This is a genomic window from Rhodobacter xanthinilyticus (genome assembly GCF_001856665.1).
GTDB classification, from domain to species: Bacteria; Pseudomonadota; Alphaproteobacteria; order Rhodobacterales; family Rhodobacteraceae; genus Rhodobacter; species Rhodobacter xanthinilyticus.
In genome coordinates, this window is record NZ_CP017781.1 from 1,625,100 (window position 1) to 1,645,044 (window position 19,945).

Annotated in this window: 20 protein-coding genes and 1 pseudogene; 7 read left to right on the forward strand and 14 right to left on the reverse strand. The window is 67.3% G+C overall.

The window, feature by feature from the left end; translation table 11 throughout:
- Nucleotides 1–3 precede the first annotated feature (3 nt).
- The 4 genes and pseudogenes from pdhA to LPB142_RS08060 all read right to left on the reverse strand — a co-directional run bounded on the left by pdhA (nt 4) and on the right by LPB142_RS08060 (nt 3,912).
- On the reverse strand, nt 4–1,008 hold the full coding sequence (pdhA, locus tag LPB142_RS08045) for a pyruvate dehydrogenase (acetyl-transferring) E1 component subunit alpha (RefSeq protein ID WP_071166058.1): 1,005 nt from the start codon (nt 1,006–1,008) through the stop codon (nt 4–6).
- A 213-nt stretch (nt 1,009–1,221) separates the two neighbouring features.
- On the reverse strand, nt 1,222–1,515 hold the full coding sequence (locus LPB142_RS08050; RefSeq protein WP_068765211.1) for an FtsB family cell division protein: 294 nt from the start codon (nt 1,513–1,515) through the stop codon (nt 1,222–1,224).
- A gap of 178 nt (nt 1,516–1,693) precedes the next feature.
- Nucleotides 1,694–2,587, reverse strand: a complete 894-nt coding sequence (locus tag LPB142_RS08055; protein WP_071166059.1) for a fructose bisphosphate aldolase — start codon at nt 2,585–2,587, stop codon at nt 1,694–1,696.
- A 135-nt stretch (nt 2,588–2,722) separates the two neighbouring features.
- Nucleotides 2,723–3,912, reverse strand: a pseudogene (locus LPB142_RS08060) (phosphoglycerate kinase).
- Between the two features lie 168 nt (nt 3,913–4,080).
- Here LPB142_RS08060 and LPB142_RS08065 point away from each other — a divergent pair.
- The gene (locus LPB142_RS08065; protein WP_068765214.1) at nt 4,081–4,587 is read left to right on the forward strand and encodes a peptidylprolyl isomerase; all 507 of its coding nucleotides are present in this window, start codon (nt 4,081–4,083) and stop codon (nt 4,585–4,587) included.
- Nucleotides 4,580–5,194, forward strand: coding sequence for a peptidylprolyl isomerase (locus LPB142_RS08070; RefSeq protein WP_071166060.1), 615 nt, complete (start codon nt 4,580–4,582; stop codon nt 5,192–5,194). Before LPB142_RS08065 ends, LPB142_RS08070 begins: the two co-directional genes overlap by 8 nt.
- Before the next feature lie 213 nt (nt 5,195–5,407).
- Here the strand turns inward: LPB142_RS08070 and tyrS are convergent, their stop codons facing one another.
- Nucleotides 5,408–6,658 carry a tyrosine--tRNA ligase gene (tyrS, locus tag LPB142_RS08075; protein ID WP_071166061.1) on the reverse strand — a complete coding sequence of 417 codons (1,251 nt, stop codon included), beginning with the start codon at nt 6,656–6,658 and terminating at the stop codon, nt 5,408–5,410.
- A gap of 59 nt (nt 6,659–6,717) precedes the next feature.
- On the opposite strand from tyrS, the gene LPB142_RS08080 reads away from it, so the two are divergent.
- The 3 genes from LPB142_RS08080 (at nt 6,718) to LPB142_RS08090 (ending at nt 8,785) form a co-directional block, all read left to right on the forward strand.
- Nucleotides 6,718–7,827 (forward strand): anhydro-N-acetylmuramic acid kinase, encoded by a 1,110-nt coding sequence (locus LPB142_RS08080; RefSeq protein ID WP_071166062.1) that lies wholly within the window; start codon nt 6,718–6,720, stop codon nt 7,825–7,827.
- 170 nt (nt 7,828–7,997) lie between these two features.
- Nucleotides 7,998–8,255 carry a DUF2798 domain-containing protein gene (locus LPB142_RS08085; protein ID WP_071167179.1) on the forward strand — a complete coding sequence of 86 codons (258 nt, stop codon included), beginning with the start codon at nt 7,998–8,000 and terminating at the stop codon, nt 8,253–8,255.
- 101 nt (nt 8,256–8,356) lie between these two features.
- On the forward strand, nt 8,357–8,785 hold the full coding sequence (locus tag LPB142_RS08090; protein ID WP_071166063.1) for a DUF4405 domain-containing protein: 429 nt from the start codon (nt 8,357–8,359) through the stop codon (nt 8,783–8,785).
- A gap of 23 nt (nt 8,786–8,808) precedes the next feature.
- Here LPB142_RS08090 and LPB142_RS08095 read toward each other — a convergent pair whose 3' ends face one another.
- The 6 genes from LPB142_RS08095 to LPB142_RS08120 all read right to left on the reverse strand — a co-directional run bounded on the left by LPB142_RS08095 (nt 8,809) and on the right by LPB142_RS08120 (nt 14,930).
- Nucleotides 8,809–9,237 (reverse strand): cupin domain-containing protein, encoded by a 429-nt coding sequence (locus LPB142_RS08095; RefSeq protein ID WP_071166064.1) that lies wholly within the window; start codon nt 9,235–9,237, stop codon nt 8,809–8,811.
- 137 nt (nt 9,238–9,374) lie between these two features.
- On the reverse strand, nt 9,375–10,649 hold the full coding sequence (gene eno, locus LPB142_RS08100; RefSeq protein WP_068765220.1) for a phosphopyruvate hydratase: 1,275 nt from the start codon (nt 10,647–10,649) through the stop codon (nt 9,375–9,377).
- Nucleotides 10,650–10,816: 167 nt separating this feature from the next.
- Nucleotides 10,817–11,626, reverse strand: a complete 810-nt coding sequence (locus tag LPB142_RS08105) for a DMT family transporter (RefSeq protein ID WP_330390785.1) — start codon at nt 11,624–11,626, stop codon at nt 10,817–10,819.
- Nucleotides 11,627–11,705: 79 nt separating this feature from the next.
- Nucleotides 11,706–12,404: an endonuclease/exonuclease/phosphatase family protein gene (locus LPB142_RS08110; RefSeq protein WP_068765280.1), complete on the reverse strand. Its 699-nt coding sequence runs from the start codon at nt 12,402–12,404 to the stop codon at nt 11,706–11,708.
- 26 nt (nt 12,405–12,430) lie between these two features.
- Complete coding sequence (locus tag LPB142_RS08115) at nt 12,431–13,855, reverse strand: protein adenylyltransferase SelO (RefSeq protein WP_071166065.1); 1,425 nt, start codon at nt 13,853–13,855, stop codon at nt 12,431–12,433.
- A 139-nt stretch (nt 13,856–13,994) separates the two neighbouring features.
- A complete protein-coding gene (locus LPB142_RS08120) occupies nt 13,995–14,930 on the reverse strand; it encodes a nucleoside hydrolase (RefSeq protein ID WP_068765223.1) in 936 nt (311 codons plus the stop codon).
- A gap of 158 nt (nt 14,931–15,088) precedes the next feature.
- On the opposite strand from LPB142_RS08120, the gene LPB142_RS08125 reads away from it, so the two are divergent.
- Nucleotides 15,089–15,871: a hypothetical protein gene (locus LPB142_RS08125; RefSeq protein WP_071166066.1), complete on the forward strand. Its 783-nt coding sequence runs from the start codon at nt 15,089–15,091 to the stop codon at nt 15,869–15,871.
- Between the two features lie 47 nt (nt 15,872–15,918).
- Here LPB142_RS08125 and LPB142_RS08130 read toward each other — a convergent pair whose 3' ends face one another.
- The 3 genes from LPB142_RS08130 to LPB142_RS08140 all read right to left on the reverse strand — a co-directional run bounded on the left by LPB142_RS08130 (nt 15,919) and on the right by LPB142_RS08140 (nt 19,295).
- Nucleotides 15,919–16,923, reverse strand: a complete 1,005-nt coding sequence (locus tag LPB142_RS08130) for a Fe(3+) ABC transporter substrate-binding protein (RefSeq protein ID WP_071166067.1) — start codon at nt 16,921–16,923, stop codon at nt 15,919–15,921.
- A 157-nt stretch (nt 16,924–17,080) separates the two neighbouring features.
- On the reverse strand, nt 17,081–18,940 hold the full coding sequence (locus tag LPB142_RS08135) for an ABC-F family ATP-binding cassette domain-containing protein (protein WP_071166068.1): 1,860 nt from the start codon (nt 18,938–18,940) through the stop codon (nt 17,081–17,083).
- Between the two features lie 79 nt (nt 18,941–19,019).
- Nucleotides 19,020–19,295 carry a hypothetical protein gene (locus LPB142_RS08140; protein ID WP_156894348.1) on the reverse strand — a complete coding sequence of 92 codons (276 nt, stop codon included), beginning with the start codon at nt 19,293–19,295 and terminating at the stop codon, nt 19,020–19,022.
- Nucleotides 19,296–19,517: 222 nt separating this feature from the next.
- Here LPB142_RS08140 and ndk point away from each other — a divergent pair, with 222 nt between their 5' ends.
- Nucleotides 19,518–19,940 carry a nucleoside-diphosphate kinase gene (gene ndk / locus LPB142_RS08145; RefSeq protein WP_071166070.1) on the forward strand — a complete coding sequence of 141 codons (423 nt, stop codon included), beginning with the start codon at nt 19,518–19,520 and terminating at the stop codon, nt 19,938–19,940.
- Nucleotides 19,941–19,945 lie beyond the last annotated feature (5 nt).

The window sequence follows — 19,945 nt, forward strand, 5'->3', positions numbered from 1 at the left end:
TCCTCACGCGTAAATATCGGTCCAAAGCTCGCTCAGCGCGGGCTCGGGGCTTTCCTTGGAGAATTCCGCCGCCTCGTTGACGATCAGCTTGATCTCCTTGTCGATCGCCTTGAGATCGTCGTCGCTCGCATGCCCGCCGGTCAGCAGCAGCTCGCGCACCGCCTCGATCGCGTCACGCTCCTCGCGGATCTTCTGAACCTCCTCGCGCGAACGATATTTCGCCGGGTCCGACATCGAATGCCCCCGGTAGCGATAGGTCTTGACCTCGAGGATATACGGCCCCTTGCCCGCGCGGCAATGCGCCACCGCCTTCTCGCCCGCGGCCTTCACGGCGAGCACATCCATCCCGTCGACCTCTTCGCCCTCGATCCCGTAAGCCAGACCGCGGCCAAAGAGCGTGGTCGATTTCGTCGCCCGCGCCACCGAAGTGCCCATCGCATATTGGTTGTTCTCGATGACGAAAATCACCGGCAGATCCCAGAGCTCGGCCATGTTGTAGGTCTCATAGACCTGCCCCTGGTTGGCCGCCCCGTCGCCGAAATAGGCGAACGTCACCCGGTCGTTGCCCTTGTATTTGTCCGAAAACGCCAGCCCCGCGCCCAGCGGCACCTGCGCCGCCACGATCCCGTGGCCGCCGTAGAAATGCTTTTCCTTGGAGAACATGTGCATCGAGCCGCCCTTGCCGCGGCTGTAGCCGCCCTCGCGCCCGGTGAGCTCCGCCATCACCCCCTTCGGGTCCATCCCGCAGGCGAGCATATGGCCGTGGTCGCGATAGGAGGTGATCCGCTTGTCGCCCTCCGAAGCCGCCGCCTCGAGCCCGACGACCACCGCTTCCTGCCCGATATAGAGGTGACAGAAGCCGCCGATCAGCCCCATCCCGTAAAGCTGGCCTGCCTTCTCCTCGAAGCGCCGGATCAACAGCATTTCGCGGTAATATTTGAGCAGCTCTTCCTTCGAGACATTGGCGCCCGCGGCGGCCTGTGCCTCGGGTTGCTTGCGTGGTGCCATCGGGCATCCTCCCCTGAGACGAAGATAGTTCAACGTTAAACTACCTCTAGCAAAGCCCTCCGCAAAAGGCAACGCTTCGCAAGACGGGCCCGCGCCCGCGCCCCGGATTTGCCGCGAAAGCGCCGTTTCGACAGGCATCAGCCCGAAAAACAAGAAACCCCCGGGGCACCGGGGGCGGGAAGGGGGCGTCTCGCCTCTCCGGGCGGGCGCGCCTCAGCGGATCACGATCTCGTCGCGCCGGATCGTGCCCAGCACCTCGCGCGCGCGCTCATCGAGCAGGTCGAGGTCCAGATATTGATCCGAAAGCCGCCGCGTCAGGTTCGCCATCCGGTCCACCTCCGCGCGCAGCGCATCGCGCTCGGCGGTGCGGTCCTTGATCTCGGCATCGATCTGCACGCGCCGGAACACCCCGTAAGACCCTTGCACCGCGGCAAAGGTAAAATAGGCCCCGAGCACAAACGCGACGGAGGCAAAGATAAAGGGCCCGAGGGTGCGGCTCTTGTGCATGGGTTTCGCTCGATATGCCAAGGGTCCGCCTCTTCTTGGGCGGTCTGGGAATCATGCCACAGCGCAAGCGGCTTGGGAATCCCCCTCGCGGCGAAATCCGCCATATTTTCGGGGGCTTGCGCAAAATGTGAACGGGGGCCGCGAGGGGCCCCCGTCCGATCCGTCCGGCGCCGGGGCCTCAGCCCGCGATCGACGCCTGGTAGATCCCTTCGATCGTCTCGGCCAGCATCGCGTCGAACTCGGCGTCCGATTGCTGCGCGCTCAGCCCCTCGGTCAGCGCCCGCGAGAAGGACGCGATCATCCCGGTGTTCTGCGCCAGCATCTCGTTCGCGGTCTCGCGCGAATAGCCGCCCGAGAGCGCCACCACCTTGAGAACCTTCGGATGATCGACCAGCGGCTTGTAGAAATTCGCATTGGTCGGCAGCGAGAGCTTCAGCATCACCTTCTCATCCTCGCCCAGCGCCATCAGCTGCTCGAGAATCGCCTCCCGCAGCATCGCCTCGGCCGCCGCCTTGTCCGCGATCGAGATCGTGACCTCCGGCTCGACGATCGGCATCAGCCCATGGGCGATCACCGTTTTCGCCAGCTCGAATTGCTGCGCAACCACATCGCGGATCCCTTCGGCATTCGCCGCCGAAATCACCGAGCGCTCCTTGGTGCCGAAAATCCCGGCCTTCGCCGCGCGCGTCAGCAGATCTTCGAGCCCCGGGATCGGCTTCAGCGTCTGGCAGCCCTTGACCTCGGCCTCGAGCCCCTTGTCGATCTTCAGGAACGGCACCACGCCGCGCTTTTCCCACAGATAGGTCGCCGTCGGGATCCCGTCGATCTCGCGGTCCATGGTCTGCTCGAACAGAATCGCGCCGATCACCTTCTCGCCGGTGAAGGCGGGCGATTTGATGATCCGCGAGCGCATCGCATGGATCATGTCGAACATTTCGGTCTCGCCCGAATAGGCATCCTCTTCGATGCCATAGAGCTTCAGCGCCTTCGGCGTCGAGCCGCCCGATTGGTCGAGCGCGGCGATGAAGCCCTGGCCCTTCTGGATCTGTTCGGTCTGCTTCGCATTCGCCATGATGGCCCCCTTGGTGTTGAAACGCCGGTCGCCCGGCCTTGTGCCCCGGATACAGGCTCGGCCGCGCGCGCGCAATTCTGAGAACGCTAACAGCCCGCCCCGAAGGGAAAAGGCGGCCCTTGGGCCGCCTGTCGCTTATTTCATCAGCGCCGCGACGCCGGGCAATTCCTTGCCTTCCATCCATTCGAGGAAGGCCCCGCCCGCGGTCGAGATATAGCTGAAATCGCCCGCAACGCCCGCCTTGTTGAGCGCCGCAACCGTGTCGCCGCCCCCCGCGACCGAGGTCAGCGCGCCCGCCTTCGTCAACCGCGCCGCCGCCTGCGCCGCCGCATTCGTCGCCGTGTCGAACGGCGCGATCTCGAAGGCGCCGAGCGGGCCGTTCCAGATCAGCGTTTTCGAGGCCTCGAACACCGCCACGATCGCCGCGACCGAGGCCGGCCCCGCATCGAGAATCATCGCATCCATCGGGCAGGCATCCGCCGCCACGACCTCATTCGCCGCCCCGGCGGCAAATTCGCGCGCCACCACCACATCCGAGGGCAGCACGATCCGGCAGCCCGTCTCGGCGGCCTTCTCCATGATCTCGCGCGCAGTCTCGGCCATCTCGCGCTCGGCGAGCGACTTGCCGACATCGATCCCCTTCGCCACGAGGAAGGTGTTGGCCATCCCCCCCCGATCACCAGGTTCTCGACCTTCGCGACGAGGTTCGACAACAGCTCGATCTTGGTCGAGACCTTCGCCCCGCCCACGACCGCCGTCACCGGCCGCACCGGCGCGCCCAGCGCCGCTTCGAGCGCCTTGAGCTCCGCCTCCATCAGCCGCCCCGCCGCCGAGGGCAGGATATGCGCCACCCCCTCGGTCGAGCTATGCGCCCGGTGCGCGGCCGAAAACGCGTCGTTGACATAAACCTCGCCAAGCGCCGCCATCGCCGCCGAAAGCTCGGGGGCGTTCTTCTCCTCGCCCGCATGGAAGCGGGTGTTCTCCAACAGCACGACCTCGCCCGGCGCCATCGCCGCCACCGCCTTCTTGGCCGGCGCCCCGATGCAATCCTCCGCGAACACCACCGGCGCGCCGAGCTTTTCGGCCAGCACCGGCACCAAGGGCCGCAGGCTCATCTCCGGCACCACCTTGCCCTTCGGCCGCCCGAAATGCGCCAGCAACACCGGCTTGCCGCCCGCGGTCAGAATGTCGCGCACCGTCGGCACGATCTTCTCGATCCGCGTCGCATCGGTCACCACACCGTTTTCCACCGGCACGTTGATATCGACCCGCACCAGCACGACCTTGCCCGAAAGATCCATCTCGTCGAGCGTTTTCCAAGCCATTCGTCTTCTCCTGAGTTGCGCGCAGGGCGGGGAGGGCCCGGGGGCTGCCCGCGCGGTTCACGCAAACTTGCCCTGATGTGAGGGTGCCGTCAACGGCACGCGGCGCTTTCGTCTTCCGAATCCCGCACGCCTTCCCTAAAGTCGCAAAAAATTTCGAGGAGGACCGTCATGGCCGAAATCAAAGATCCCGAGAACACCATCATCATCGAGCTGAAAGACGGCCCCGTCGTCATCGAACTGCTCGCCGATGTCGCGCCGCTGCACACCGAGCGGATGAAACAGCTCGCCCGCGACGGCGCCTATGACAACGTCGCCTTCCACCGCGTGATCGACGGCTTCATGGCCCAGACGGGTGACGTCGAACACGCCAATATGGAAAAGGATTACAACCCCCGCCGCGCCGGCACGGGTGGCTCGCAATATCCTGATCTGAAAGCGGAATTCTCGCGCCTGCCGCATGATCGCGGCACTTTGGGCGCGGCGCGCTCGATGAACCCGAACTCGGCCAACTCGCAGTTCTTCATCAACTTCGCCGACAACCATTTCCTCAACGGCCAATATACCGTCTACGGCCGCGTGCTCTCGGGCATGGAATTCGTCGACAAGATCGCCCGCGGCGAGCCGCCGGCCTCGCCCGACCGGATGATCTCGGTCAAGGTCGCCGCCGATGCGTAACTTGGGCAAACGCGCGCTCCTCGGCGCGGCGCTGGCGCTCGGCCTCGGCGGGGCGCTCGGTTCGGCCGCGGCTTTTGCCCAGGATGGTACCACCGTCCCCGACGGCCCGGGCCCCAACCTCGTGCTGCAGATCGGCGGCTCGGAAACCGGCAAGGTCGTCATCGACCTGCTCCCCGATGTCGCGCCCAAACACGTGGCCCAGATCACCGCGCTCGCCAAGGAAGGCGCCTATGACAACGTGGTCTTTCACCGCGTGATCGACGGCTTCATGGCGCAAACGGGCGATGTGCAATTCGGCAAACGCGGCGGCGATCTGCAGATGGCCGGCATGGGCGGCTCGAAACTGCCCGACCTGCCGGCGGAATTCTCGAACCGCTCCTTCACCCGCGGCATGGTCGGCATGGCCCGCTCCGCCGATCCGAACTCGGCCAACTCGCAGTTCTTCATCATGTTCGACGCCGCCCCCCATCTCGATGGCCAATACACGATCGTGGGTCATGTCGTCGAAGGCATGGATCTCGTCGACAAGATCAAGAAGGGCGATGCCCGGATGAACGGCCTCGTCGAAGACCCCGATTACATCGTCTCGGCGACCGTCGAGGAGTAACGGCGGAAGATCAGGGCAGGGGGGAGACGCGGGGGGCCAGCCCCCCGACCCCCCCGCCGGAGGGGTTTTCCACCCCTCCGGACCTCCCCGAGGATATTTTCGGCAAGATGAAAGAGAAAGGGGCGCCCGGCAGGAGCGCCCCTTTTGCTTTTCATCTTGCCCCAAAAATCCCGGGGGGAGGCCGCAGGCCGGGGGGCAGCGCCCCCCACGCCGTCAGTCGATCTGCACCAGCGCGTGGCGCTTCTTGCCCGCCGAGAGTTTCAGCGGCTCGGCGAAATCGCCGGCATGGAACATCCGCCCGGCTTCGGTGCAGATATCGTCGTTGACCTTCAGTCCGCCCTCGGCGATCAGCCGCTTGCCGTCCTTGCCGGTTTTGGCCAGCCCCGAGCGCAGCACGAGCTGCGCCAGCGAAATCCCCTCGGCCAGCTCCTCGGGCGCCAGGCTCAGCGTCGGCAGATCCTCGCCCACGCCGCCCTTCTCGAAGACCTCGCGCGCGGTCGCTTCCGCCGCCGCAGCCGCCTCCGCGCCATGCAGAAGCGTCGTCACCTCATTGGCGAGGATGATCTTCGCGCCATTGATCTCGGCGCCCCCGAGCGCGCCCAGCCGCTCGCACTCCTCGACCGGCAGCTCGGTATAGAGCTTGAGGAAGCGCCCGACATCGGCATCGGTCGTGTTGCGCCAGAACTGCCAGAACTCATAGGCCGAGAGCATCTCGCCCGAGAGCCACACCGCGCCGCCCTGGCTCTTGCCCATCTTGCGCCCGTCCGAGGTGGTCAGAAGCGGCGTCGTCAGCCCGAAGATCTCGCGGTCGAGCACGCGGCGCGTGAGATCGATCCCGTTGATGATATTGCCCCATTGATCCGAGCCGCCCATCTGCAACAGGCACCCGTAGCGCCGGTTCAGCTCAAGGAAATCATAGGCTTGCAAGATCATGTAGTTGAATTCGAGGAAGCTCAGGCTCTGCTCGCGATCGAGCCGCGATTTCACCGATTCAAACGAGAGCATCCGGTTGACCGAGAAATGCCGCCCGATATCGCGCAGGAAATCGAGGTAATTGAGCTCATCGAGCCATTCGGCGTTGTTGCGCATCAGCGCGCCATTGCCCGCGTCCTGATAATCGAGATAGCGCGCGAACACCCGCTGCATCCCGTCGATATTGGCGTCGATCTGCGCGGGCGTGAGCAGCGGGCGCTCCTCCGAACGGAAGCTCGGGTCGCCCACTTTCGTCGTGCCCCCGCCCATCAGCGTGATCGGCTTGTTGCCGGTCTTCTGGAACCAGCGCAGCAGCATGATATTGAGCAGATGCCCCACATGCAGGCTCGCCGCCGTTGCATCATAGCCGATATAGGCGGTCACCATCCCCTTCGCCAATGCCGCGTCGAGCTCCTGCAGATCGGTGCAATCCGCAAGGAAGCCGCGCTCGATGATGATCCGAAGAAAGTCAGATTTGGGGTGGTAGGTCATCGTGCTTGTTCCTTTGCTGCGCCCATGCGTATATCGGCGCATCAGCGAAAGGGGAAGCCATGTTGAAACCGGGGCCGGTCTGGGCAGTGGGGACAATGTCGGGAACCTCGCTCGATGGCGTCGATGCGGCGCTCGTGCTGACCGATGGCACCCGCATCCTCGATTTCGGCCGCGCCGATTATCGCCCCTATTCCGAGGCCGAACGCGAAACCCTGCGCGCAGCCCTTGGCCGCTGGCCCGGTGAGCCCGGGGTCGAGGCGGCGGCCGAAGTCGTCGAGACCGCCCATGCCGAGCTCCTCTCGACCCTTCTCGAGGCGCGGCTCGTCGGCTTTCACGGCCAGACGCTGGCCCATGACCCCGACGGCCGTCAGGGCCCCCGCCGCACCCATCAGGCAGGCTCGGGCACGGTGCTGGCCGAGGTGCTCGGCCGCCCCGTGGTGTGGGATTTCCGCTCGATGGATGTCGAGCTCGGCGGTCAGGGCGCGCCGCTCGTGCCGTTTTTCCACTTCGCCTGCGCGAAATGGGCCGGGCTCACCGCGCCGGTGGCGATCCTGAACCTCGGGGGCGTTGGCAATGTCACCTGGCTCGACCCGCGCGCGCCGGGCCCCGAGGTGCCCGGCGCGGTGCTCGCTTTCGATACCGGCCCCGCCAATGCCCCGCTCAACGATCTGATGCGCGCGCGCGGGCTCGGCGAGGTCGATGAAGGCGGCGCGCTCGCCCGGGCGGGGCGGGCCGACGAGGGCCTCCTCGCGCGGTTCCTGGCCCATCCCTATTTCCTGCGCATCCCGCCCAAGTCTTTGGATCGCAACGATTTCAACCCGCTCTTCGCGGCGCTCGAGGGGCTTTGCGACGCCGATGCCGCCGCCACGCTCACCGCCTTCGCCGCCGCCGCCGTCGCCCGCGGCTTTGAGCATTTCCCCAGCCCCCCCAGCGCGCTCTATGTCGCCGGTGGCGGCCGGCTCAACGAGGCGCTGATGGTCGAGCTCGCCGCGCGCGTGGGCGTGCCCGTCGCCCCCGTCGAAGATCTCGGCCTCGATGGCGACATGCTCGAGGCGCAGGCCTTCGCCTATCTCGCCGTGCGCGTGGCCCGCGGCCTGCCCACCACCGCCCCCACCACCACCGGCGTCGCGGCCTTCGTCGGCGGCGGCCAGATCAGCCAGCCCGACTGAGCCCGCCGCGCTTGACGCCCGCCCCGCGCCGCATTATTTCGCCCAAGCCGAAAAACGTGCGGCCGGTCAGGTTACCCCGGCCCCGAGGCGCCCCCCGCGCCCGGAGTTAGTCGAGTTTTCGAACCCACGGCACCTAAACATGCGGGCCCCGCCCGCCGCAAAGGTGCATGATGCAAAAACCGAACCCGAAACGTGAGAAACTCACGATCCTGCTCGCACAGGTCTTCATCTCCTGCCTGATGGCGCTGATGATGACCTTCCTCTTCTCGATCCTCGTCGCCGAGGGCCTCACCCCGGGCTGGCCGCTGCGCTGGCTCGAGCATTTCCTCGCCGCCTGGCCGGTGGCCTTCGTGCTCTCGCTCTTCGTCGGCCCGCTCGCCTTCAAACTCGCCTTCTGGGTGATGCACCGCGTCGCCGGGCCCGCCTGATCGGATCAGCCTGATCGGGCCCGCCTGATCGGGCCAGCGCGTCGCATGGCGGGGCAGGGCGGGGCGTGCTATACTCGGCTGAACGCGCGAGGAGGTGTCCCATGGCCCATCCCGTTTCCGCCCCGTCCTCCGCCCCCCGCTTCTCGGCCCGCGCGGCGGCGGTCTTCCTGATCGGACTGGCCTCTCTGGTGATGGCGCTCTCGGGCCTTGTGCTCGCCATCGCGCCCTCGGGCCGGATCGCCCAGACCGGCGACTGGACCGCGCTCGGCCTCTCCCGGCCGGGTTGGGAGAGCCTGCATCTGACGATGGGCGCGCTCTTTCTCGGCGCGGGCGGCTGGCATATCGCGCTGCATGGGTCGGTGATCATCAACCTTCTGCGCGGCGCGGGCGGCGCGGTCCTGGGCCACCGGCGCGAACTGGCCCTCGCCGGCGCGCTCGTGGCGCTGGTGCTCGTCACCGCGCTCGCCGATTGGCCGCCCGCAAGCTGGCTTGCCGATCTGCAAGGCTGGTTCAAACGCGATTTCTGGTGAGCCCGCCGCCGTCTCAGACGCCCTCAGCGCGGGATCGCAAACCCCGGCGGCGCGAGCTCGAACCCCTCGAAGCGGAACCCCGGGCTCACCGTGCAGCCGACCAGCGACCACGCCCCCCAACTGCGCGCCGATTGCCAATGCCCCGCCGGCACGATCGCCTGAACCACCTCGCCGCCGAGCACATCCGCCCCCAGAACCACATCGCGCCGCGGCCCGGCATCGTGCTCCGACATCCCGAGCACCAAAGGCGCGCCCGCGTGAAAATGCCAGATCTCCGCCGCATCGACCCGGTGCCAATGGCTGCGCTCACCGGCCTTGAGCAAGAACAGGATCGCCGTGCCCGCCGGCCGCGCGCCCGCCTCCGCCGCTGCCCGCCAGGTCTCGCGATACCACCCTCCCTCGGGGTGCGGCAAAAGCCCCAGCTCCGCGATGATCCGATCCGCCTCTTCCATTCCGTCCTCCCGTTTCTTCTTGGCCCAAATACGCCCGCCGGAGGCCTGAAAGTCAAAGAAAACCCCGCCGGAACGCTGCGTTCCGGCGGGGTCATGCGTATTTTTGCCAAGAAGAAACCGAAGGTCGGTCTTCTGACTTATTTCAGGATCGAACGACCCGCATATTCGGCGGTCTCGCCCAGCATTTCCTCGATGCGGATCAGCTGGTTGTATTTCGCCAGCCGGTCGGAGCGCGCGAGCGAGCCGGTCTTGATCTGGCCGCAGTTCGTCGCCACCGCGAGATCGGCGATCGTCGCATCCTCGGTCTCGCCCGAACGGTGCGACATGACGTTGGTATAGCGCGCGCGATGCGCCATCTCGACCGCCTGCAGCGTCTCGGTGAGCGAGCCGATCTGGTTGACCTTGACGAGCATCGAGTTCGCCACGCCCTGCTTGATCCCCTCGGCCAGACGCGCGGGGTTGGTCACGAAGAGGTCGTCGCCGACGAGCTGCACCTTGTCGCCGAGCTTCTCGGTGAGCATCTTCCAGCCCGCCCAGTCATCCTCGGCCATGCCATCCTCGATCGAGATGATCGGATAGGCCGCGCAGAGCTTCGCCAGATAGTCGGCGTTCTCTTCCGAGCTGAGCGACAGGCCTTCGCCCTTCATCTCGTATTTGCCGCCCTTGTAATATTCGGTCGAGGCGCAATCGAGCGCGAGATAGATATCCTCGCCCGGCTTGTAGCCCGCCTTCTCGATCGATTTCAGGATCAGATCGAGCGCCGCCGTGGTCGAGCTGAGGTTCGGCGCAAAGCCGCCCTCATCGCCAAGCCCGGTCGAGAGGCCCGCCGCGGTCAGCTCTTTCTTGAGCGTGTGGAACACTTCCGAGCCCATCCGCACCGCGTCGCGGATATTGCCCGCGCTCACCGGCATGATCATGAATTCCTGGATGTCGATCGGGTTGTCGGCATGTTCGCCGCCGTTGATGATGTTCATCATCGGCACCGGCAGGATCCGCGCCGCGGCGCCGCCGACATAGCGGTAGAGCGGCTGCGCGGTGTAATCGGCCGCGGCCTTGGCGCAGGCGAGCGAGACGCCGAGGATCGCATTGGCGCCGAGCCGGCTCTTGTTCGGCGTGCCGTCGAGCTCGATCATCGCGCGGTCGATGGCGACCTGCTCGGTCACATCCTCGCCCACCAGGTTCTCGGCGATCTCGCCGTTGACGGCCATCACCGCCTCGAGCACGCCCTTGCCCATGTAGCGGGCCTTGTCGCCGTCGCGGCGTTCCACCGCCTCATGGGCGCCGGTCGAGGCGCCCGAGGGCACGGCCGCGCGGCCCATGGTGCCGTCTTCGAGGGTGACGTCCACCTCGACGGTCGGGTTGCCGCGGCTGTCGAGGATTTCGCGCGCGTGGATGTCGATGATCGTGCTCATGTCGGTCCCCTGCTTGGGTGCTGAAGTCGCGCCCTCTATAGACCCGGGCGGGCCATCCGAAAAGGCCCAAGCGCCGAAAAACCGACGCCCCGGCGCATGTTAGCGACGAAGGTCGGCGCGCCGGCGCCGCGCCTGACGCCAGAGCGTATAGAGCCCCGAGCCGACGATCACCGCCCCCCCGCGAGCGTCGCGCCATCGACCGGCTCGGCAAAGATCGCCGCCCCGATGATCAGCGCAAACACCAGCCGCGTGTAGCGGAACGGCGTGATCACCGAGACCTCGCCGATCCGCATCGCCGCGATCAGCGCGTAATAGGCGCCGGTGCCGAAGACGAGGGCGCCCGCGAAATAGGCCGCCTCGAGCGGCGAGGGCGCGCGCACCGGCTCGGGCGAGAGCGCGGCCATCACCACCCCCGCCGGGATCACCGAGGCAAAGCCCCAGGTCGCGAGCATCAGCGAGCTGACCTCGCGCGGCACCCGCCGGGTGACCACATCGCGCGCCGCGAGCCCGATCACCGCCGCAACCGCCAAAAGCGAGAGCGCCGAGAACCCCTCGGTGCCGGGCCGAATCACGATCAGGACGCCTGCGAACCCCACCCCGATCGCGAGCCAGCGCCGCCAGCCCACCGTCTCGCCCAGAAACAGCGCCGCCCCCAGCGTCACCGCCAGCGGCGTCGCCTGCAAGATCGCCGAAGCCTGCGCGAGGGGCGTCAACGCCACCGCCGAGACAAAACACATCGTGCCGATCAGCTCGGTGGCATTGCGCATCAGGACCGGCCCCGACAGAAGCCCCCGCGTGACCAGCCGCTCGCGCCGCAAGAGCGCCACCACCGCATAGATCGCCGCGCCCCCCGCGCCGAGGATCGCGAGCACCTCGCCCAGCGGCAGCCCCCGCGCCAGCGCCTTGACGAACATGTCCTCAAGCGCAAAGCCCGCCATCGCGAGCACCATCAACAAGCTGCCGCGCAGGTTTTCCATCTCGCTCCCCGGGTTGCCCTGCCGCCGCTCTGCCCGAGCCTGTCCGCGCGGTCAAATCCGCGATTGTGCCCGGCACAAGTTAGCGTAGCGCCCCCTCGATATCGGCCCAGATCGGCAGATGGTCCGAGGCGCGCCGCGCCAGCGGGCTGTCGAAGACCCCCATCCGCACCACCCGCAGCCCCGGCGTCACCACCACCCGATCAAGCCGCCCGACCGGCGCGAACGCGGGGTAGGAGGCCCCCGGCGCATGGATCTGAAAGCCGGTGAGCGCCTCAAAGCCGCGGCTCTCCGACCATTCATTGAAATCCCCGATCGCGAGCGCGGGGCCGGGGGCTGCGCGCAAGATCTCGGCCAGCCGCCCCCATTGCGCGCGCCGATCCGCGCGCCGCAGCCCCAGATGCGCCGCGATCAGCGTGAAGGGCGCCGCCCCCTCATGCGCGAGCCGCGCCGCCAGCGCGCCCCGCGGCTCGAGCCCGGGCAGATCGAGCCCCTCGACCGCAATCGCCCGCGTGCCGCGCCGCACGAGGATCGCCTGCCCATGCCAGCCGAGGCTGTCCGGCCCCGTACGCGGCCCATCGATGCGCAGAAAATCGCTCTCCGCCTCGATCAGCTTTTCGGGCAGCGCGGCGGGCCGCGCCCCCATCCGCCGGTCGACCTCCTGCAGCGCGATGACATCGGCGCTCAGCGCATTGAGCACGGCCAGGATCCGCGCCGGATCGGTCTTGCGATCGGTGCCGACACATTTGTGCAGATTATAGGAGGCGATGCGAATTGACATGATTTCAATGTTTTGCGAGGCGCTCTTCAAGTTCCGCAGAAGGTGCGGCTGACCCGCTCCTCGGGGCGCGGCGCGGCCTCGAGATCGACAAATTCCGCCGCCGCCTCGAAGGGCCGCTCAAGCGCCGCCATCAGCCGCTCGAAAGGCCCCAGATCGCCCGCCACCGCCGCCGCGATCGCCTCCTCGACACGGTGGTTGCGCGCGATCCGCACCGGGTTCGCCCCCGCCATCACCGCTTCGGGCTCCGCCTCGCGCGCAAGCCGCGCCCGCCACTCCGGCGCCCAGGTGTCAAAGGCCGCAGGCTCGGCAAATTCCTCCCGCGCCGCGCCCGTCGAAAGGCCGCGGAAGGTGCGGGTGAAATCCGCGCCCTCGGTCGCCATCCGCCCGAGCAAGCCCTCGATCAGTGGCAAATCCTCCGGCCCGGCCGCCGCGAGCCCGATCTTGGCGCCCATCCGCGCCCGCCACTCGGCCTGAAACAGCGGCCCGAAGCCGTTGACCGCCGCGCTCGCCGCCTCGATCGCCGCGGCCTCATCGGCGCCCATCAGCGGCAAGAGGCAGGAGGCAAACTGCGCCAGATTCCACGCCCCGATCTGCGGCTGCGCGGCATAGGCATAGCGGCCATAACTGTCGATCGAGGAAAACACCGTGTTCGGGTGATAGGCATCCATGAAGGCGCAGGGCCCGAAATCGATCGTCTCGCCGGAAAGCGCCATGTTGTCGGTGTTCATCACCCCATGGATGAACCCCACCGCCATCCAGCGCGCAATCAGCCGCGCCTGCGCCGCCACCACCGCCTCAAGCAGCGCAAGCGGCGTGTTGGCCTGCGGATAATGGCGCGAAATCAGTGTGTTGCAGAGCGTTTCTAATGCGTCCACATCGCCCCGCGCGGCGAAATACTGGAACGTGCCGACCCGGAAATGGCTCGCCGCCACCCGGGTCAGAATCGCGCCCGGCCGCGCAAACCCATCGCGCACCACCCGCTCGCCCGTCGCCACCGCCGCAAGCGCCCGCGTCGTCGGGATCCCGAGCGCGGCGAAACTCTCGCTCACCAGATATTCGCGCAACACCGGCCCGAGCCAGGCCCGCCCGTCGCCGCGCCGCGAAAACGGCGTCGGCCCCGCGCCCTTGAGCTGCAGATCAAACCGCGCGCCATCCGGCGCCACCACCTCGCCGATCAAGATCGCCCGCCCGTCGCCCAAAGACGGCACCCAGCCGCCAAACTGATGCCCCGCATAGGCCATCGCGATCGGCTCGGCGCCCGCAGGCAGCGCATTGCCCGCCAGCATCGCAAGCCCCTCCGGCCCGGCAAGCCACTCGGCCTCGAGCCCGAGCCGCGCGGCAAGCCCGCGGTTGAGCGCCAAAAGCACGGGCGCCGCCACCGGGGTGGGCGCCTGGGGCGCGTAAAACCGCCCGGGCAGGCGGGCATAGCTGTTGTCGAAAACGGGCGTCATCTTGCCTCCTGCGGCTGATCTGGGGCGGGCGCCGGGCGCGTCAACCCGGCGTGCCGCCCGACCTGGCCGATTTGTGCGTATTTGGACCAAGAAGAAACCCCTTCGCTTCTTCTTGGAAAAAATACGCAAAATCCGCCGCTCAAAGCCGCGCGAGACGCTCGGTCAAAAGCGCATAGAACCCCGCCGCATCGGCCTTTCCGACAAAATAGGCATTCGCCGGCCGATCCGTCACCCCCCACCAATCGGCAACCGTCATGCCGAGCGTCAGCTCCGAGCCAGTCTCGATCTCGACATTGATATGGCGCCCCTCGAAAAGCTCGGGTTTGAGCAGATAGGCGATCACGCAGGGGTCATGTAGCGGCGCGCCCTCGGAGCCATATTTCGCCATGTCGAACCGCTCGAAGAAATCCGTCCAGGCGGCGACGGCCTGGCCAACCGGCGTGCCAAGCGCGCGAAACGCCTCGATCCGGGTGCGCGTGGTGAGCACCTGATGCGTTGCATCGAGCGGCAAGACCACCAGCGGCACCCCGGATTTGAACACGATCTCAGCCGCTTGCGGGTCGACGTAAATGTTGAACTCGGCCGCGGGCGTGGTGTTGCCGACCTCGAAATAAGCCCCGCCCATCGCCACGATCTCGGCCACCCGCGGGATGATGTCGGGGGCGCGGGCAAAGGCGGTGGCGACATTCGTCAGCGGCCCGAGGGTGCACAGCGTGACCGAGCCCGGCGGCTCCTTGCGCAGCGTTTCGATCAGGAAATCAACCGCATGCTGGCTCTCGAGCGGCATCGTCGGCGGCGCGAGCGCGATCCCGTCGAGGCCGGTCTTGCCATGCACATATTCCGCCGTGACCAGCGCGCGCTGCATCGGCCGGTCGCAGCCGGCAAACACCCGCATCTCGCGCCGCCCGGCCAGCTCGCAGATCTTGCGCGCGTTTTCCTCGGTGCGCGCGAGCGGCACATTGCCCGCCACGCAGCAGATCCCCAGCACCTCGAGCTCCTCGCTCGCCAGCGCCAGCAGGATCGCGACCGCGTCGTCTTGTCCGGGGTCGGTGTCGATGATGATCTTGCGTGCCATCGGGCCCTCCTGTTTGGCGCCGAGAGTGTCGCAGCCCGGCGCGGGAGTCCAGATCCGCCCGATTGGTCAAAACTCCGCCACAATCGGCAAATAGTTAACGAGTCGTGAAGAGATCAGACCGGGCTAACCGGCCTCCCGAACCGGCAGACGAGGCAGACATGACCAAGACCGTGCATCATCTGATGATTTGTGCCCCCGCGATGGCGGGGCTTGCGGGGCAGGTGGCGCGCGCGCTTGCCCAGGGCCGCGACCGGCTCGCCGAGGCGGGCTATGGCGCCGCCGCGATCGGGCCGAGCGCCAGCGCGCAGATCCATATCGACGAGACGCTGATCGGGCGCGTGCCGCAGGGGCTTGCGGGGTTCTTCCCGCAGGTGGGCGGGCGGGCGCGCGATTACGCCGGGCGGCTCGGCGGGCCGGTGGGGCGGCTGGTCATCACGACGCTGCCCTATGACCTTTATTACCCGATGATGTGGCGCTTTCTGGCGCATCGTCGCGCGGTGCAACCCTTTGCCGAGATGGCCGAGCTCCTCGTCGCGCGCGAGCGGGGCTGGGTCGAGCTGGTGAGCGAGCTGAGCGCGGCGCTCGGAGCGCGCGAGACGGTGATCCTGCCCGCGCCGGTGCGCGGCGAGGAGGCGCTCGCGGCGCTGGTGCCCGGCGCCTCGCTGCCGATGCCGCCCGCCGCCGCTCAGGAGAACGTGCCCGATACCGGCCTTGTGATGCTGCAGCGGCTCTACCGCTCCGGCGCGACGATCGCGCCGCGCCAGATCCAGCGCCTGATGCAGTTTCACGCCCGCCAGCCGCAGCCCGCGCCGCTCGCCGCCTTTTCCGCGCTCGAAGCCGCGCGCCTGCGCCGCCGCTATCAGGCCGATCTCGCCACGCTTGCCGCGCGCCCCGGCGTGCGGATCGGGGCGGCGCCCGAGCTCGTGCTCGCCGCGGAATGAGCAAAAGCCCCGGATCGCTCCGGGGCTTTTTATTTTAGGACAAGGGCTTAGCCGTCGAAGTTCACATCTTCGATGAGCTTGAGCGCCTCCGGCCGCAGCCGCGCCATCTCGGTCAGGCTCAGGCTGTCGGGGGTGAACTCGCCCCAGCTCTCGACCAGCGCCGAGCGCGCCACACCCGGTTTGATCGGGAATTCATGGTTGGTCTCGGCATAGATCCGCTGCGCCTCGTCGGAGGCCAGAAACTCCATGAGTTTCAAGGCGTTGTCGCGGTTCGGCGCGGATTTCGTCATCGCCACGCCAGAGATGTTCACATGCGTGCCGCCGCCCTCGAAGACCGGGAAGACGATGTTGACCGCATTCGCCCACGGGATCTGTTCGGGGTCGGCGAGCATCTGGCCCATGTAATAGGTGTTGCCGAGCGAGATGTCGCATTCGCCCGCCCAGATCGATTTCACCTGGCTGCGGTCATTGCCCTCGGGGCGCTTGGCGAGGTTGGCTTTCACCCCCTCGAGCCAGGCGCGCGTCGCCTCGGGGCCGTGATGGGCGAGGAAGGCCGCGGTCAGCGCGACGTTGTAATCCGAGGTGAAGGGGCGGGTGCAGATCCGGCCTTTCCATTTCGGGTCGGCGAGGTCTTCGTAGGTGGTCACCTCGCCCGGCGCGACGCGGTCCTTGCTGGCGTAGACGATGCGCGCGCGCGAGGTCAGGCCGAACCAGTGCTGGCCCGGGTCGCGGAATTCGGCGGGGATCGCGGCCTCGAGGGCGGGGTCGTCGACGGCTTGGGTGACGCCGGCCGCGACCACCTGATCGAGCCGCGCGATATCGACCGTCATCACCAGATCGGCAGGCGAGCGCGCGCCCTCGGCGGTCAGCCGTTCGACCATGCCCTTGTCGACGAAGGCGACATTGACGTTGATCCCGGTTTCGGCGGTGAAGGCGTCAAAGAGCGGCTGCACGAGCTCGGGCTGGCGGTGGGAATAGACATTGACGTCCTCGGCGAGCGCCGGGGCCGCGGTGAGCGCGGGGATCAGGGCCAGAAGGATGCGCTGGGTCATGGGTGACTCCTTTGGTCAGGTTTTTGCCTGACTAGCCGGTGAGCGGGCGTGGGTCAATAGTTGAGTGAAGTTATCGGCTATCGCCTGCCCGGCGCCGCGCGGGTGGCGGCGGCGGAGCCTCCGGCGGGGATATTTTCACATCGTTGAAGGGGGGCGCTCAGCCCGCCATGGCCTCTTCCAGCGCCTCGAACGCGGCCATCCAGAGCTCCTCGGCGCGGCCCATCGCCTCGCGCGCTTCGGCATGTTTGAGCAGCCATTTGTCGCGCTCGGCCGCGCGGGAGGCCTCGTAAAGCTCCGGGTCGGCGAGTTTTTCATCCAGCTTTTCAAGCATTTCCGAGAGCTTGTTCACGCGCTCTTCGCATTTGCGCGCCTCCGCCCGCAGCGCGAGAACCGCATCGCGCGAGGGGCGCGCGGGCTTCTCGGTGGCTTTCGGCTTGGCCGCGGCTTTCTCGGCCGGATCGCCCGCCAGAAGCTCGGCCCGGTAGCTCTCGAGATCGCCACCATAGGGCGCCACCGCGCCGCCCTTCACCAGCCAGAGCCGGTCGGCCGCGAGGCTGAGCAGGTGCATGTCGTGGCTGACCAGCACCACCGCGCCCGAATAGGCGGTCAGCGCCTCGACCAGCGCCTCGCGGCTCTCGATGTCGAGATGGTTGGTCGGCTCGTCGAGGATCAGCAGATGCGGCGCATCGAGCGTGGCCAAGAGCAGCGAGAGCCGCGCCTTTTGCCCGCCCGAGAGCTTGCGCACCTCGGTTTCCGCCTGATCGGCGCCAAGGCCAAACCCCGCCAGCCGCGCGCGCAGCTTCGCCTGATGTTCCTCCGGGCGCAGCCGTTGCAGATGCAAAAGCGGGCTCGCGCCGAGATCGAGCTCATCGACCTGATGCTGGGCGAAATAGCCGATCCGCAGCTTGGACGAGCGCGTGATGCGCCCCTCGCTCACCTCAAGTTTGCCCGCCAAGAGCTTGGAAAGCGTGGATTTCCCCTCGCCGTTGCGGCCCAGGAGCGCGATCCGGTCATCCTGGTCGATGCGCAGGTTGAGCCGTTTGAGCACCGGCGTGCCGCCATAGCCCACCGAGGCGCTCTCGAGTGCGATGATCGGCGGGCTGAGCTGTTCGGGGGCGGGGAAGGTGAAGACCTGTTTGGCCGCCTCTTCGGGGGCGGTGATCGGCACCATCTTCTCGAGCATCTTGACGCGCGCCTGCGCCTGGGCGGCCTTGGTGGCCTTGGCCTTGAAGCGGTCAACGAAACTTTGCAGATGGGCGCGCCGCGCATCCTGCTTCTTCGCTTCGGCGGCCAGAACGGCGCGCTGCTCGGCGCGGGTGCGCGCGAACGTATCGTAGCCGCCCTGATAGAGCGTCAGCTTGCGGTTCTCGAGATGCAGGATCGCGCCCACCGCCCGGTTCAGCAGATCCCGGTCATGCGAGATCACGATCACCGTATGCGGATAGCGCGCGAGATATTGCTCGAGCCAGAGCGCGCCCTCGAGGTCGAGATAGTTCGTCGGCTCGTCGAGGAGCAGAAGATCGGGCTGCGCGAAGAGCACGCCCGCGAGCGCGACGCGCATCCGCCAGCCGCCCGAGAAATCCGAACAGGGGCGGCGCTGCGCCTCCGCATCAAAGCCGAGCCCCTTCAGGATCGCGCTCGCGCGCCCCTCCGCCGACCAGGCCTCGATATCGGCCAGCCGCGTCTGGATCTCGGCGATCCGATGCGGGTCGGTGGCGCTCTCGGCCTCCGCCATCAGGCTCGCGCGCTCGGTATCGGCGGCGAGAACCGTGTCGATCAGCGAGGTCGAGGAGCTCGGCACCTCCTGCGCCACGCCCCCGATCCGCGCCCGCGCGGGCAGCGACAGCTCCCCGCTCTCCAGCGCGATCTCCCCCTTGATCAGCCGGAACAGCGTCGTCTTGCCCGCGCCATTGGCGCCGACGAGGCCGACCTTGTGGCCCTCCGGGATCGTCGCCGAGGCGCCCTCGAACAGGGGCCGCCCCTCGACCGCATAGGTGATGTCGGAAATCTTCAGCATGGCCGAGCCATGCCCGAGCGCGCCCGCGCCGTCAATGACCCGCCCTTCAACGATGTGAAAATATCCCCGCCGGAGGCGCTCAGTCGAACAGCCCCGCCATCAGATCGGCGTCATAATCCTGAAACCCGATCAGCGGCTGATCGCCCGCCTCGGAGAAGACGAAGACATGAAACGCGTCGTTGAAAAGCGCGACACGGCAAAACCGCGCCGCCCCCGCCAGATCGACCGGGCAGGCCGGCAGATCGACATGCGGCACCGAGGCCTCGAACATCGCATAGGTGAAGGGCAGGGGCGCCGGATCCGCGCCCGCCGCCGTCGCCACAAAGATCCCGCAGATCCCGAATATCGCCCGCATCCCGCCCTCCGTTTTGCCCGTCATGCCCCGCCCGCGCGCCCCGGTCCAGCCCGAACCCCGCTCCCTTGCCGTTTTGGACAGGTCCTGCACAAATGTCATACTTTCGTGGCAAGTCTTGCGCATCGCGAGGGGTTTTCAAGCGTCAAACCCCATGCTAGCAGGCGCGAGACGAAATTCCGACCGGGCGGTCAAGCCCGGATCCATTCAGAAAGGGCCCCTCCCATGGCGATCGAACGCACTCTCTCCATCATCAAACCCGATGCGACCCGTCGCAACCTCACCGGCAAGATCAATGCCAAGTTCGAGGAAGCCGGCCTGCGCATCGTCGCGCAAAAGCGCATCAAGCTGTCGATGGACCAAGCCGGCAAGTTCTACGAAGTCCACAAAGAGCGCCCCTTCTACGGCGAGCTGTGCGAATTCATGGCCTCTGAACCGGTCGTGGTGCAGGTGCTGGAAGGCGAAGGCGCGATCGCCAAGAACCGTGAAGTGATGGGCGCAACCAACCCGGCCAATGCCGCCGACGGCACCATCCGCAAGGAATTCGCGCTCTCGATGGGCGAAAACTCGGTCCACGGCTCGGATGCGCCGGAAACCGCCGCGGTCGAGATCGCCTTCTTCTTCTCGGGCCTCGAGCTCGTCGGCTGATCGCC

What these genes read in the sequence shown, in the direction of transcription:
- pdhA (WP_071166058.1), bottom strand. Translation starts at nt 1,008, where the DNA reads ATGGCACCACGCAAGCAACCCGAGGCACAGGCCGCCGCGGGCGCCAAT.
- LPB142_RS08050 (WP_068765211.1), bottom strand. Translation starts at nt 1,515, where the DNA reads ATGCACAAGAGCCGCACCCTCGGGCCCTTTATCTTTGCCTCCGTCGCG.
- LPB142_RS08055 (WP_071166059.1), bottom strand. Translation starts at nt 2,587, where the DNA reads ATGGCGAATGCGAAGCAGACCGAACAGATCCAGAAGGGCCAGGGCTTC.
- LPB142_RS08065 (WP_068765214.1), top strand. Translation starts at nt 4,081, where the DNA reads ATGGCCGAAATCAAAGATCCCGAGAACACCATCATCATCGAGCTGAAA.
- LPB142_RS08070 (WP_071166060.1), top strand. Translation starts at nt 4,580, where the DNA reads ATGCGTAACTTGGGCAAACGCGCGCTCCTCGGCGCGGCGCTGGCGCTC.
- tyrS (WP_071166061.1), bottom strand. Translation starts at nt 6,658, where the DNA reads ATGACCTACCACCCCAAATCTGACTTTCTTCGGATCATCATCGAGCGC.
- LPB142_RS08080 (WP_071166062.1), top strand. Translation starts at nt 6,718, where the DNA reads ATGTTGAAACCGGGGCCGGTCTGGGCAGTGGGGACAATGTCGGGAACC.
- LPB142_RS08085 (WP_071167179.1), top strand. Translation starts at nt 7,998, where the DNA reads ATGCAAAAACCGAACCCGAAACGTGAGAAACTCACGATCCTGCTCGCA.
- LPB142_RS08090 (WP_071166063.1), top strand. Translation starts at nt 8,357, where the DNA reads ATGGCCCATCCCGTTTCCGCCCCGTCCTCCGCCCCCCGCTTCTCGGCC.
- LPB142_RS08095 (WP_071166064.1), bottom strand. Translation starts at nt 9,237, where the DNA reads ATGGAAGAGGCGGATCGGATCATCGCGGAGCTGGGGCTTTTGCCGCAC.
- eno (WP_068765220.1), bottom strand. Translation starts at nt 10,649, where the DNA reads ATGAGCACGATCATCGACATCCACGCGCGCGAAATCCTCGACAGCCGC.
- LPB142_RS08105 (WP_330390785.1), bottom strand. Translation starts at nt 11,626, where the DNA reads ATGGAAAACCTGCGCGGCAGCTTGTTGATGGTGCTCGCGATGGCGGGC.
- LPB142_RS08110 (WP_068765280.1), bottom strand. Translation starts at nt 12,404, where the DNA reads ATGTCAATTCGCATCGCCTCCTATAATCTGCACAAATGTGTCGGCACC.
- LPB142_RS08115 (WP_071166065.1), bottom strand. Translation starts at nt 13,855, where the DNA reads ATGACGCCCGTTTTCGACAACAGCTATGCCCGCCTGCCCGGGCGGTTT.
- LPB142_RS08120 (WP_068765223.1), bottom strand. Translation starts at nt 14,930, where the DNA reads ATGGCACGCAAGATCATCATCGACACCGACCCCGGACAAGACGACGCG.
- LPB142_RS08125 (WP_071166066.1), top strand. Translation starts at nt 15,089, where the DNA reads ATGACCAAGACCGTGCATCATCTGATGATTTGTGCCCCCGCGATGGCG.
- LPB142_RS08130 (WP_071166067.1), bottom strand. Translation starts at nt 16,923, where the DNA reads ATGACCCAGCGCATCCTTCTGGCCCTGATCCCCGCGCTCACCGCGGCC.
- LPB142_RS08135 (WP_071166068.1), bottom strand. Translation starts at nt 18,940, where the DNA reads ATGCTGAAGATTTCCGACATCACCTATGCGGTCGAGGGGCGGCCCCTG.
- LPB142_RS08140 (WP_156894348.1), bottom strand. Translation starts at nt 19,295, where the DNA reads ATGCGGGCGATATTCGGGATCTGCGGGATCTTTGTGGCGACGGCGGCG.
- ndk (WP_071166070.1), top strand. Translation starts at nt 19,518, where the DNA reads ATGGCGATCGAACGCACTCTCTCCATCATCAAACCCGATGCGACCCGT.